The organism is Streptomyces sp. NPDC026062 (genome assembly GCF_055568375.1).
The window spans coordinates 92888-105198 of record NZ_JBVHOQ010000014.1 but is presented as its reverse complement, the minus strand read 5'-3'; the positions used below and the strand labels follow the sequence as shown (position 1 = coordinate 105198).

The 12311-nt window shown below is 71.6% G+C and carries 11 protein-coding genes; 9 read left to right on the top strand and 2 right to left on the bottom strand.

Translation table 11 applies throughout. The features are described from left to right. Window positions 1-4 precede the first annotated feature (4 nt). A complete protein-coding gene (locus ACZ4LX_RS15495; protein WP_467644065.1) occupies window positions 5-589 on the top strand; it encodes a GNAT family N-acetyltransferase in 585 nt (194 codons plus the stop codon). A 175-nt stretch (window positions 590-764) separates the two neighbouring features. Here the strand turns inward: ACZ4LX_RS15495 and ACZ4LX_RS15490 are convergent, their stop codons facing one another. Beyond that, a complete protein-coding gene (locus ACZ4LX_RS15490; protein ID WP_467644063.1) occupies window positions 765-1334 on the bottom strand; it encodes a GNAT family N-acetyltransferase in 570 nt (189 codons plus the stop codon). 116 nt (window positions 1335-1450) lie between these two features. Between ACZ4LX_RS15490 and ACZ4LX_RS15485 the strand changes: the two genes are divergently transcribed. The 5 genes from ACZ4LX_RS15485 to ACZ4LX_RS15465 all read left to right on the top strand — a co-directional run bounded on the left by ACZ4LX_RS15485 (window position 1451) and on the right by ACZ4LX_RS15465 (window position 8192). Then, window positions 1451-2125 (top strand): CGNR zinc finger domain-containing protein, encoded by a 675-nt coding sequence (locus ACZ4LX_RS15485; protein ID WP_467644060.1) that lies wholly within the window; start codon window positions 1451-1453, stop codon window positions 2123-2125. Between the two features lie 338 nt (window positions 2126-2463). Next, window positions 2464-4845: a HelD family protein gene (locus ACZ4LX_RS15480; protein ID WP_467644056.1), complete on the top strand. Its 2382-nt coding sequence runs from the start codon at window positions 2464-2466 to the stop codon at window positions 4843-4845. A gap of 544 nt (window positions 4846-5389) precedes the next feature. Then, window positions 5390-6823, top strand: coding sequence for an NAD-dependent malic enzyme (locus tag ACZ4LX_RS15475; protein ID WP_467644052.1), 1434 nt, complete (start codon window positions 5390-5392; stop codon window positions 6821-6823). Between the two features lie 343 nt (window positions 6824-7166). Next, entirely contained in the window at window positions 7167-7448 is a 282-nt protein-coding gene (locus tag ACZ4LX_RS15470; RefSeq protein ID WP_003968811.1) for an HU family DNA-binding protein, read from the top strand. A gap of 231 nt (window positions 7449-7679) precedes the next feature. Then, on the top strand, window positions 7680-8192 hold the full coding sequence (locus tag ACZ4LX_RS15465) for a hypothetical protein (protein WP_467644049.1): 513 nt from the start codon (window positions 7680-7682) through the stop codon (window positions 8190-8192). A gap of 84 nt (window positions 8193-8276) precedes the next feature. Here the strand turns inward: ACZ4LX_RS15465 and murA are convergent, their stop codons facing one another. Then, a complete protein-coding gene (gene murA / locus ACZ4LX_RS15460; protein ID WP_467644046.1) occupies window positions 8277-9617 on the bottom strand; it encodes a UDP-N-acetylglucosamine 1-carboxyvinyltransferase in 1341 nt (446 codons plus the stop codon). Between the two features lie 276 nt (window positions 9618-9893). Between murA and ACZ4LX_RS15455 the strand changes: the two genes are divergently transcribed. The 3 genes from ACZ4LX_RS15455 (at window position 9894) to ACZ4LX_RS15445 (ending at window position 12309) form a co-directional block, all read left to right on the top strand. Beyond that, window positions 9894-10454, top strand: a complete 561-nt coding sequence (locus tag ACZ4LX_RS15455; RefSeq protein ID WP_467644044.1) for a YqgE/AlgH family protein — start codon at window positions 9894-9896, stop codon at window positions 10452-10454. Window positions 10455-10483: 29 nt separating this feature from the next. Then, entirely contained in the window at window positions 10484-10777 is a 294-nt protein-coding gene (locus ACZ4LX_RS15450) for a DUF3039 domain-containing protein (protein ID WP_072484142.1), read from the top strand. 227 nt (window positions 10778-11004) lie between these two features. Then, window positions 11005-12309 carry an extracellular solute-binding protein gene (locus tag ACZ4LX_RS15445; RefSeq protein ID WP_467644040.1) on the top strand — a complete coding sequence of 435 codons (1305 nt, stop codon included), beginning with the start codon at window positions 11005-11007 and terminating at the stop codon, window positions 12307-12309. The last annotated feature ends 2 nt before the right edge of the window (window positions 12310-12311 follow it).

The following is a 12311-nucleotide window of genomic DNA, read 5'->3' as shown; positions in this document are numbered from 1 at the left end:
GGGGATGATCCATGGCATCCACCCTCTCGACGCGGAGATACGGCTCCGGCCCGTCGTCCCGGCAGACGCGGGCCCCCTCGCCGAATCCCTGACCCGCAGCCGTGCGTACATGCGGCCCTGGGAGCCCCTGCGGCCCGACGCCTTCTACACCGAAGAGGGGCAGCGCGAGCGGCTGGCAGATGTGCTGGCGGACCGGGACGCGGGGCGCATGATGCCCTGGGTGCTCTGCGACGCGCGGGACCGGGCGATCGGCGCGTTCAACCTGAACGGCATGATGCTCGGGCCGTTCCGCAGCGCCACCCTCGGCTACTGGGTGGACGTGGACTTCGCCGGGCGCGGGCTGGCCACCGCCGCGGTGCGGCTGATCTGCGAACTGGCCCGGGACGAGCTGCGGCTGCACCGGGTCGAGGCCGGGACGCTGCTTGACAACGAGGCGTCGCAGCGCGTGCTCGCCAAGTGCGGATTCGAGGAGTTCGGCATGGCCCCGCGCTATCTCCACATCAACGGGGCGTGGCGCGATCACCGGCTCTTCCAGCGCATCCTGCACGACGGCCCGGTGACCGGTGAACCGGCCGGGTCCGGAGCCTGAAGGTGGCCGGGTCAGCCGGGGCGGGCGGCGGGTCCGGTCTGCGGGGGCGGCCGGGTCAGTCTGGTGGGGCGGGGGGTCCGGTCTGCGGGGGCGGCCGGGTCAGTTCCTGCCTCCGCTGCCCGGCGCGGGCGGTTCCTGCCTCCGCTGCCCGGCGCGTGTGGCAGTGGCGCCCCTGTCAGCGGCCAGGCGTCCGGTACTCGGGTCGGTCCGCCCGGCGCATGTGGCGGTGGCCCTCCCCCGGCCACGGCGGATGCGGGGGCAGCACCTCCACGAAGCCGTATCCGGCTTTCTCCGCCACTCGGCACGACGCTTCGTTGTCCACCTGGTGCAACAGGTCGAGCGCCACCAGTCCGTCGCCGGCGAACGCCCTGAACGCCCAGTCGGTGAGCGCTTCGAGGGCCTGCGGGGCGATGCCTCGGCCACGGGCGCGCGCCGCCGTCCAGTAGCCGACCTCGGCCGCGCCCGAGCCGGGCGCGGAGTGCACGAGGACGACGTTTCCGACCGGCTCCTCCCCGAGAGCCGGGTCCACCACGGCGAAGCTGTGACGCAGCCCGGCCGCCCGGCCCTCCTCCTGGTCGCGCAGCCAGCGCGCCGCCGCCTCCTCGTCCGCCACCGGCGCGCGCGACCCCGCCCGGATCGCCGGGTCGCGGTACGCGTCGATCAGGACCGCGAGGTCGCCCGGCAGCCAGGGGCGGAGCACCAGGGAGCCGGCCCGGAGGCGGCCGGTGCGCGGGAGGTCGTCCATCCGGTCATCGTACGAGGGCAGTTGACGAGGGTCCGCGCGGTGGCAGGGGTTACGGCCCGAGGCTGTGAGGGGCACTCTGGTGGGGACGGCGACCGGACCAAGGCGGTGGCATGCGCATGGCGGCGCGCAGGGGCTCGTACGACTGGCGGTTCGACTCCGGACGGCTCTGCCTGAACCTGGCGGCGACCGCGGCCGGCAGCCCGGGGACCGCCGACCCGCTGGACCGGCCCGAACGGCTCGCCGACTGGCTGGTGGCCGCCGGGGCCGTACCGAGGGGCACCCGGCTCGATGCCGTGGACGACCACTGGCTCCTGCGGTTCCGGCAGCTGCGGAGCGCCGTGGACCGGCTGCTGACCGCGCAGCTCGGCGGGCGGGCGGCGGACGGTGCCCTGGAGCGCGTCAACGCGCTCGCGGCCGCCGCCCCGCCCGGCCTGTGCGCCGTGCGCGCCGGGAACGGTGCCCTTGTACGCGGCCTGAGCACCGAGCCCGGCTGCGGGGCGCTGCTGGCCGCCGTGGCGCGGGACGCCGTGGACCTCCTCACCGACCCGGTCGCCCTGGCCGGGCTGCGCCGCTGCGAGGGTGACCACTGCCGCCGCGTCTACCTGGACACCTCACGCGGCAGGCGCAGGCGCTGGTGCTCCAGCGAGGTCTGCGGCAACCGTGAACGGGTCGCCCGGCACCGGCGCCGCCATACAGGCCCCGCCGACACGTCCCCGCCCGACGTGTCCCCGCCCGATGTGTCCCCGGAGCACCGGGGGAGTCCGGAACGCGGCGGGCGCACGGAGCCGTAGGACCGGCCGGGCAGAAGATTCCTGTACGTGCGCTGAATGGAGCGCTCAGCGTTCCCGTATCGACGCCCAAGGAGTCCGGCGCCACCTCCTGGTCCGTGCCGAAGTGCGGCTACGGCATCACCGGCTCCGCCCGCCGGGCGGGCGTCCGAGCGGCCTCCGGCGCGGGCGTCCGACTGTCCTCCCGCACGGACGCCCGCCCGGCGTCCGCGCGCCCTCCCGCGTCCGCCGACACGCAATCGATATCCCGCAGCGCAAGATCGATACCGGCGGCAGGTGCGCGACGGCCCCCCTTCGCATAAGGTTGACGGCTGCCCAATGCACGTCAGAAGGGGGCCTCGGTGGCCGCGCAGGATGCCGCTGTCGATTCGTTGCGGGACCGGGAAATCGGTGTCGAGCAGGAACATCTCGACCGTGTTTACCACCGCCTCGAGGAGAAGATCCACGAGGCGGAATTTCTCATGAATGACGCCGTCAAGCGCGGCCAGGTGGGTACACCGGGAGCGCTCGCCGAGCGTGACGCCCAGGTGTTCCGCGCCGGAATCCACCTCAACCGGCTGAACAGCGAGTTCGAGGACTTCCTCTTCGGACGGATCGACCTGCTGCTCGGCAAGGACGGTGAACGCGGCCCGGACGGCGCCTTCACCTCCGTCGAACCGGCCGACGACGCCGTCCGGGAGGACAGCACCGCCGATATCGCCGAGACGCTGCACATCGGCCGGATCGGGGTCCTGGACTCCGACTACGCGCCGCTGGTCATCGACTGGCGCGCCCCGGCGGCCGCACCGTTCTACCGCTCGACGCCGAAGGAACCGGGCCGGGTGGTACGCCGCCGGGTCATCCGCTCCAAGGGCCGCCGGGTCCTCGGGGTCGAGGACGACCTGATGCGTCCCGAGCTGACCGCGTACCTCGGCGGCGACACGCTCCCCGTCATCGGGGACGGCGCGCTGATGGCGGCGCTCGGGCAGGCCCGCAGCCACACCATGCGGGACATCGTCTCCTCCATCCAGGCCGAGCAGGACCTGGTGATCCGGGCCCCCGCCGCCTCGGTCACCGAGGTCTCCGGCGGTCCCGGGACCGGCAAGACCGCGGTCGCCCTGCACCGTGCCGCGTACCTGCTCTACCAGGACCGGCGGCGGTACGCGGGCGGCATCCTCGTCGTCTCGCCGACGCCGCTGCTGGTCGCGTACACCGAAGGTGTGCTGCCCTCGCTCGGAGAGGAGGGCCAGGTCGCGATCCGCGCGGTCGGCTCGCTCTCCGACGAGGCGGCGGGCACCGAGGGCGCCACCACCTACGACGAGCCGGCCGTGGCACGGATCAAGGGCTCCTCCCGGATGCTCCATGTACTGCGCAAGGCGGCCCGAGGGGCGCTGGACCGGCCAGGACCGCGCCCGGCGGCCCAGGAGGAGGGGCAGCTCGCCTTCGGAGAGGCCGAGCAGGCGTCTCAGGAGGCCGGTACCCCCACCCGGCTCAGGGTGGTGGCCTTCGGTGCCCGGGTCGAACTGCACGAGGACGAGCTCCGGCGCATCCGCAACAACGTGCTCAGCGGCACCGCGCCGGTCAACCTGCTGCGCCCGCGCGCCCGCAAGCTGCTGCTCGACGCGCTGTGGAACAGGTCGTCGGGCCGGGGCCGCTACACCGATCAGGAGCTCGCGGCCGAACTGCGCTCGTCGTTCGACGAGGACGTCTCCACCGAGACGCCGTTCATCGAGTTCCTGAACGCCTGGTGGCCCGAGCTCACCCCGCGCGGGGTGCTCGCGTCCATGGCCGACGAGAAGCGGCTCGCCCGGTGGGCGCGCCGCACCCTCAACCAGGGCGAGGTGCGCAGGCTCGCGCGCTCCCTGAAGCGGCTCGACGCGGAGGGGCGCGGGCCGCTGTCCGTCCACGACGTGGCGATGCTCGACGAGCTCCAGACCCTGCTCGGGACCCCGAACAGACCCAAGCGCAAGCGCGAGTTCGATCCGCTGGACCAGCTCACCGGTCTGGAGGAGCTGATGCCGCAGCGCGAGGAGACCCAGTGGGAGCGGGCCGAGCGGCTGGCGGCGGAGCGCACGGAGTACGCCCACGTCATCGTCGACGAGGCGCAGGACCTCACGCCCATGCAGTGGCGGATGGTCGGACGCCGGGGCCGGCATGCCACCTGGACGATCGTCGGCGACCCGGCGCAGTCCTCCTGGTCCGATCCGGACGAGGCGTCGGCGGCCCGTGACGAGGCGCTGGGCAGCCGCCCGCGCCGTAACTTCACGCTGACCGTCAACTACCGCAACCCGGCGGAGATCGCCGAGCTGGCGGCCAAGGTGCTGGCGCTCGCCATGCCGGGCATGGAGTCGCCGGCCGCGGTCCGTTCCACGGGCGTGAAGCCGCGCTTCGAGACCGTGCGGGACGGCGATCTGGCCGGCACCGTGCGGGAGGAGGCGCGGCGGCTGCTCGGCGAGGTGGACGGCACGGTCGGTGTCGTCGTCGCGATGAACCGGAGGGCGCAGGCCCGCACGTGGCTCGCGGAGCTGGGCGAGCGTGTGGTGGCGCTCGGCAGCCTGGAGGCGAAGGGCCTGGAGTACGACGCCACGGTGGTCGTCTCGCCCGCGGAGATCGCGGACGAGTCCCCGGCGGGACTGCGGGTGCTGTACGTGGCGCTGACACGGGCGACCCAGCAGCTCACCGTCGTCTCGGGGGAGCGGGACCTGCCCGACGGGGACGGGGTGCCGGACCTGCTCAGGGACTGACGGGCCACCGGAGGCGGGGGCGAGGGATCCTTTTTTCGGCCGGTCCGCGCTGGGGGAATCACTTCCCCGGGGTGTTTGTTAGCCTGGAGTCGGCACCGGCTCGATCCAAGCCCCCGGGCCCAACCTTCGTCGCTTCGAGCGACCACTTGCCGCGAGGCGAGCATGGCGGGCCGGTGCCGTTCAACTGAAGAAGACAGACCCGCGTCACCCTTCGGTGGCGTGGGTCTGTCTCTGTTTACGGGTCTGTGCACGGGCCCCGGCGGGATCCCGCGCCTGCCGGGCCCGGGCAGGACCTGCGTCCGGGCCCCGGGGGGTTCCACCCGATCCCTTATATCTCGTATGGTGGAAGAAACTTTCCGAGGCTCGGCAGTCATTACCGGCTACTCGCCGGTAGGTGCGAATATCGGAAGGCGTGTCCGGAGTGAGAGTTCCGGCCACGCGTAGCAATGAAGCTAAGAGCGTCCGGCCTCCGGGGGCGCGTGCCCGGCCTCGCGCCGCCGCCTCCCGGTGGGTGGCAGCTCCGAGGAAAGTGAAGGACTCGGCCATGGCAACGGCGCCCAGCGTCTCGTACTCGATGACGGTCAGGCTGGAGGTGCCCGCGAGCGGCACAGCGGTCTCCCAGCTCACCACGGCCGTGGAGTCCTCCGGCGGCTCGGTCACCGGCCTCGACGTGACCGCTTCCGGCCACGAGAAGCTGCGGATCGACGTCACGATCGCCGCCTCCTCCACCTCGCACGCCGACGAGATCGTCGAAGGTCTGCGCGACATCGAGGGCGTCGTTCTCGGCAAGGTCTCCGACCGTACGTTCCTGATGCACCTCGGCGGCAAGATCGAGATGGCGTCGAAGCACCCCATCCGCAACCGTGACGACCTCTCGATGATCTACACCCCGGGTGTCGCCCGGGTCTGCATGGCGATCGCCGAGAACCCCGAGGACGCCCGGCGCCTCACCATCAAGCGCAACTCCGTCGCAGTCGTGACGGACGGCTCCGCGGTGCTCGGCCTCGGCAACATCGGCCCGATGGCCGCGCTCCCCGTGATGGAGGGCAAGGCGGCCCTCTTCAAGCGCTTCGCCGGCATCGACGCCTGGCCGATCTGCCTGGACACCCAGGACACCGACGCGATCGTCGAGATCGTCAAGGCGATCGCCCCCGGCTTCGCCGGCATCAACCTGGAGGACATCTCCGCGCCGCGCTGCTTCGAGATCGAGGCCCGGCTGCGCGAGGCCCTCGACATCCCCGTCTTCCACGACGACCAGCACGGCACCGCCATCGTCGTCCTGGCCGCCCTGACCAATGCCCTGCGCGTGGTGGGCAAGGAGATCGGGGACGTACGGGTCGTCATGTCCGGTGCCGGAGCAGCCGGTACGGCCATCCTGAAGCTGCTCATCGCCGCGGGCGTCAAGCACGTGGTCTCCGCCGACATCCACGGTGTGGTGCACGCCGGCCGCGAGGACCTGGTCTCCGCCGACGCCGACTCGCCGCTGCGCTGGATCGCCGACAACACCAACCCCGAGTCCATCACCGGCACCCTCAAGCAGGCCGTCGTGGGCGCCGACGTCTTCATCGGCGTCTCGGCCCCGAACGTGCTGGACGGCGACGACGTCGCGGCCATGGCCGACGGTGCGATCGTGTTCGCTCTCGCGAACCCGGACCCCGAGGTCGACCCGGCGATCGCCCGCCGGACGGCGGCGGTCGTGGCCACCGGGCGTTCGGACTTCCCGAACCAGATCAACAACGTCCTGGTCTTCCCCGGCGTCTTCCGAGGCCTGCTGGACGCCCAGTCCCGCGCCGTCAACACGGACATGATGCTCGCCGCCGCGCGCGCCCTCGCCGACGTGGTCGCCGAGGACGAGGTGAACGCGAACTACATCATCCCGTCGGTCTTCAACGACAAGGTCGCCGGAGCGGTCGCCGGAGCCGTCCGGGAGGCCGCGAAGGCGGCCGGTACCGCTGTGACGGGTCCCACGTCCGTCTGATGTCCGGCGCGTCGCGGGTCGCGGCGCCCCAAACGCCCCTTTAGGGTGGGCGGGCGACGCGTCCCGTAGAGCCCCGCATACAGGTGCGGACCGCTTTCGGGGAGTCGACGGAACGTCACCATGACGAGGCAGTGGTGCCTTTCGTGTGACTCCGGAGAGTGCCGGATTGGCTTTCCCGCCGCAGGTGGGGGCAGGATGCTTCCCCAAGGACTTCGTCCGGGGGAGACCCCACGGGGCGCGAAGGTCTGAAAAACGGACCCGGGTCCGGGCACTGTCCGAGGGCCCTGGCAGCATCGGCTTCGATCTCACGCCTCACAGGCAAGAAGAACACGGGAGTAACAACATGAACCGCAGTGAGCTGGTGGCCGCCCTGGCCGACCGCGCCGAGGTGACTCGCAAGGACGCCGACGCCGTGCTGGCCGCGCTCGCCGAGACCGTCGGTGAGATCGTCGCCAAGGGCGACGAGAAGGTCACCATCCCCGGTTTCCTGACCTTCGAGCGCACCCACCGTGCCGCTCGTACCGCTCGTAACCCGCAGACCGGCGACCCGATCAACATCCCGGCCGGCTACAGCGTGAAGGTCTCCGCGGGCTCGAAGCTCAAGGAAGCCGCCAAGGGCAAGTAAGGCCCAGGGCAAGACGAAGGGCGGCCACCCCGACCAGGGTGGCCGCCCTTCGGCGTACGGGCCGCAGAGCGCCGTTACAGGCCTTTCGAAGGCATACAGGCCGGTTTCCGGTCTACCGTGCGGCGGACCGGTTTCCGGTCTACCGTGCGGCGGACCGTGCCCCTACATTGACCCCCCCCGGCCTCGGACAGGGGCCGCCGACCGCTGACGAACCAGCACCCGGGGGGAACCGTGTCCAGACCTGCCACGCTGCACATCCGGCGCCGGACCGCGCTGCGCTACCTGGCCCTGGGGGCCGCCGCGTCACTCGTCTCCGCCTGCGGGGGCAACGGGGCGGGCGGCGGGCCGAGGCAACAGGCGATCAGGGCCTTCGTCGTGGGCAAGTGGCGTTACCGGGTGGAGGACATGAGCGAGGACGCCACCCTCGTCGTCCACAAGGACGGGACCTGGGAGAGCGACCAGTTCGGCGGCGTCACCGGGACGTGGGGTGCCGACGGCGACGGTGTGTCCGTGGACGCCCCGGACGGCTTCGAGGCCGCCGGTGAGGAGGAACGGCCCGCGCTGTCGGTCAGCGGCTTCCCTGGGGCGATCCCGGCCGATTTCGACGGCGACTGCGCGTACGCGCCCGGCTGGGACGAGCTGCCGGCGGACACCCTTCACATGCGCGTGACGGGACGCGACGTCCGGCTGACGCTGTCCCGGGGCACCGAGAAGGGCGGCGTCATCGACTGCAGGCGCCTCTGAGCGGGCGGGGCCCGACGCACCGGGGCCGGTTCCCGGAGGCCTTCGCCCCCGGGAACCGGCCCCGGTAATGCACGGACGCGCCGGTCAGACCAGCGAACCGCCCGGCAGCTCGACCTTGGCGCCGAGCTTCTCCAGCTTGTCCATGAAGTTCTCGTAGCCGCGGTTGATCAGGTCGATCCCGTGCACCCGGGACGTCCCCTGGGCCGCCAGAGCGGCGATCAGGTACGAGAAGCCGCCGCGCAGGTCGGGGATGACCAGATCCGCGCCCTGCAGCTTCGTCGGCCCGGAGACGACCGCGGAGTGCAGGAAGTTGCGCTGGCCGAAGCGGCAGTCGCTGCCGCCCAGGCACTCGCGGTACAGCTGGATGTGCGCGCCCATCTGGTTCAGTGCCGAGGTGAAGCCGAGCCGCGACTCGTACACCGTCTCGTGGACGATCGACAGGCCCGCGGCCTGCGTCAGCGCCACCACCAGCGGCTGCTGCCAGTCGGTCTGGAATCCGGGGTGCACGTCCGTCTCCAGCGCGATGGCGTTCAGCGCGCTGCCCGGGTGCCAGAAGCGGATGCCCTCGTCGTCGATCTCGAAGGCGCCGCCGACCCGGCGGAAGGTGTTCAGGAACGTCATCATCGAGCGCTGCTGGGCGCCCCGGACGTAGATGTTGCCCTCGGTCGCCAGCGCCGCGGACGCCCAGGAGGCGGCCTCCAGGCGGTCCGGGATCGCCCGGTGCGTGTATCCGTCGAGCCGGTCGACACCCGTGATCCGGATGGTCCGGTCGGTGTCCATGGAGATGATCGCGCCCATCTTCTGCAGTACGCAGATGAGGTCCTCGATCTCGGGCTCCACGGCCGCGTTGGACAGCTCGGTGACACCCTCGGCGAGCACCGCGGTCAGCAGCACCTGCTCGGTGGAGCCGACCGAGGGGTACGGCAGCCGGATCTTGGTGCCGCGCAGCCGCTGCGGGGCCTCCAGGTACTGGCCGTCCGCCCGCTTCTCGATCGTCGCGCCGAACTGGCGCAGCACGTCGAAGTGGAAGTCGATGGGCCGGCCGCCGATGTCGCAGCCGCCGAGACCCGGGATGAACGCGTGGCCCAGCCGGTGCAGCAGCGGGCCGCAGAAGAGGATCGGGATGCGCGACGAGCCCGCGTGGGCGTCGATGTCGGCGACGTTCGCGCTCTCGACGTGGGTGGGGTCGAGGATCAGCTCACCCGGTTCGTCGCCCGGACGGACCGTCACGCCGTGCAGCTGGAGCAGCCCGCGCACCACCCGCACGTCGCGGATGTCCGGCACGTTGCGCAGCCGGCTGGGCCCGCTGCCGAGCAGCGCGGCGACCATTGCCTTCGGCACCAGGTTCTTGGCGCCTCGGACGCGGATCTCGCCCTCCAGCGGGGTGCCGCCGTGGACAAGCAGGACATCGTCTGTGCCGGTCATGAATCTCGCGTTCCGGAGTGGTCGGGCAGGGGGGCCAAACGAAAGGGTAATGGCCCGGCACCCTCCTTCCCTAAGGGAGCGGGGGGTGCGCGAAGGCCGTCGACCGGCCGCGCCACGCTGTGCTCTCCCGATCTTGCGGAGGGTCACCGTCCGGATGGGCGGCCCGGCCGTGCGCTCCTCATGCACCCGTGCGCCCTGAGCTGCGCTCGGGCACCCTGCGGGGTGAGCAGGCCACTTGGTCCCCGCGAAGGCCGAAGATGCGGGATCATTTCTGCCATGACGGAGGTGTCCTCGCTCACAGGGCGACTGCTCGTGGCCGCACCCGCCCTCGCCGACCCGAATTTCGACCGTGCGGTGGTGCTGCTCCTCGACCACGACGAGGAGGGCTCGCTCGGTGTGGTCCTGAACCGCCCGACCCCGGTCGGCGTCGTGGACATCCTCGCGTCCTGGGCGCGGCTGACGGGTGAGCCGGAGGTCGTCTTCCAGGGCGGCCCGGTCTCGCTGGACTCGGCGCTCGGTGTGGCGGTGATCCCCGGCGACGAGGGCCCTCTGGGCTGGCGCCGGGTTTACGGGGCGATCGGGCTGGTGGACCTGGAGGCGCCTCCGGAGCTGCTGGCCGCGGCCCTCGGCTCGCTGCGGATCTTCGCCGGTTACGCGGGCTGGGGCCCCGGTCAGCTGGAGTCGGAGCTCTCCGAGGGCGCCTGGTACGTCGTCGAGTCGGAGCCCGGCGACGTCTCCTCGCCCCGCCCGGAGAGTCTCTGGCGGGCGGTCCTGCGCCGCCAGCGCAGCGAGCTGGCCATGATCGCCACGTATCCGGACGACCCTTCGCTGAACTGATGCCCGGTCTTTCAGTACGCTTGGCGGTTATGAGCACTCTTGAGCCCGAGCGCGGGGCAGGCACCGGAACCCTCGTGGAGCCGACACCACAGGTGTCGAACGGCGACGGCGACCACGAGCGCTACGCCCATTACGTCCAGAAGGACAAGATCATGGCGAGTGCCCTGGAGGGCACCCCCGTGGTCGCGCTGTGCGGCAAGGTCTGGGTACCGGGGCGCGACCCCAAGAAGTACCCGGTCTGCCCCATGTGCAAGGAGATCTACGAGTCCATGGGCGCCGGCGGCGACAAGGACAAGGGCAAGGGCGGCAAGGACAAGAAGTAGCCTCACCGCACCTCGGAACAGCCCGGAAGAGCCCCCGGGGCACGCAGTCGCGTGCCCCGGGGGCTCTTCGTCGTGCGGGGCCGACGGCGTCGCACGGGAGGCCTTCGAGGATCACAGAGTGGTCGAGACCACTTGTCGGCGCCCTGGTCCGGACCTAGTCTCCTGCAAGTTGTGCAGAACGAAACATGCGTTGCACATGCTGCAACGCCTACCGGTAGGGGTTCCGGATGATGCTTTCTGCCCGAATTGCCGTCCCGGCCATGGCGCTCGTGCTGGCCGGGCTGACCGCGACCGGCTGCGCGCCGCAGACCTCCGGCGGCGGTGCCGACACGGACGAGAAGACCGGCACGCTCCGCGTCTGGCTGTTCCAGGAGGTCGGCAACAAGCCCAAGGAGAAGGTGGTCGACGCGGCCGTCGCCCGCTTCCGGAAGACCCACGAGGGCGCGAAGGTCGAGATCGAGTACATACCCGTCGAGACCCGCGCCCAGCGCGTCAAGGCCGCGTTCAACGACCCCGCGAGCGCCCCCGACCTCATCGAGTACGGCAACACGGACACCGCCGGCTACGTGAAGGACGGCGGACTGGCCGATGTGAGCGCCGAGTTCGCCGCCTGGGGCGAGGCCAAGGACACCGATCCGGCCGCCAGGCAGTCGGTGACCGTCGGCGAGAAGATCTACGGCGCTCCGCTCTTCGTCGGAGTGCGGGCGCTCTACTACCGCACCGACGTCTTCGCCGACCTGGGGATCGATCCCCCCAGGTCCCAGGCCGAACTGATCTCGGTCGCGCGGAAGATCCACCGGAAGAAGCCCGGCCTGTACGGCCTCGCCGTCGGCGGCGCGTACACCTACGGCGCGATGCCGTTCATCTGGGCCAACGGCGGCGAACTGGCCGACGGGAGCGGTTCCTCGTACACCTCGGCCATCAACAGCGCCAAGGCCCGGAAGGGCATCGAGGCCTACACCTCGCTCTTCGGCGCCGCCAACTGCCCGGCCGCCAAGTGCGCGGCCATGGGCGGCAACGCGACCGTCACCGCCTTCGCCTCGGGCAAGGCCGCCATGGCCATCGGCGGCGACTTCAGCCACGCGGCCGTCGAGGCCGGGACGGTGAAGGGCAAGTACGCCGTCGTACCGCTGCCGGGCGTGGCCGAGGGCTCCGTCGCCCCGGCGTTCGCGGGCGGCAACAACATCGGCGTGCTCAGGAGCAGCGAGCACCGCACCCTGGCCGTCGAGCTGATGAAGTCACTGACCGGCAAGGCCACCCAGGCGAAGATGTTCGACGCGATGGGCTTCCTGCCGACGTACACGGACGTGCGGGCCGATGCCGCGAAGCGGGAGCCCTTCGTCGAGCCGTTCGTCGAAACGCTCGGCGCGGGCGCCAAGTTCGTCCCCGCGTCGCCGGCCTGGGGGCAGATCGACTCCTCGCTGATCCTGCCGACGATGTTCCAGGAGATCGTCAGCGGCCGCAAGGACGTCGCCGCGGCCTCGGACGACGCCGCGAAGAAGATGAACGCGGCGTTCGCCGAAGCGGGCTGACG

What these genes read in the sequence shown, in the direction of transcription:
- ACZ4LX_RS15495 (WP_467644065.1), top strand. Translation starts at nt 5, where the DNA reads ATGATCCATGGCATCCACCCTCTCGACGCGGAGATACGGCTCCGGCCC.
- ACZ4LX_RS15490 (WP_467644063.1), bottom strand. Translation starts at nt 1,334, where the DNA reads ATGGACGACCTCCCGCGCACCGGCCGCCTCCGGGCCGGCTCCCTGGTG.
- ACZ4LX_RS15485 (WP_467644060.1), top strand. Translation starts at nt 1,451, where the DNA reads ATGGCGGCGCGCAGGGGCTCGTACGACTGGCGGTTCGACTCCGGACGG.
- ACZ4LX_RS15475 (WP_467644052.1), top strand. Translation starts at nt 5,390, where the DNA reads ATGGCAACGGCGCCCAGCGTCTCGTACTCGATGACGGTCAGGCTGGAG.
- ACZ4LX_RS15470 (WP_003968811.1), top strand. Translation starts at nt 7,167, where the DNA reads ATGAACCGCAGTGAGCTGGTGGCCGCCCTGGCCGACCGCGCCGAGGTG.
- murA (WP_467644046.1), bottom strand. Translation starts at nt 9,617, where the DNA reads ATGACCGGCACAGACGATGTCCTGCTTGTCCACGGCGGCACCCCGCTG.
- ACZ4LX_RS15455 (WP_467644044.1), top strand. Translation starts at nt 9,894, where the DNA reads ATGACGGAGGTGTCCTCGCTCACAGGGCGACTGCTCGTGGCCGCACCC.
- ACZ4LX_RS15450 (WP_072484142.1), top strand. Translation starts at nt 10,484, where the DNA reads ATGAGCACTCTTGAGCCCGAGCGCGGGGCAGGCACCGGAACCCTCGTG.
- ACZ4LX_RS15445 (WP_467644040.1), top strand. Translation starts at nt 11,005, where the DNA reads ATGATGCTTTCTGCCCGAATTGCCGTCCCGGCCATGGCGCTCGTGCTG.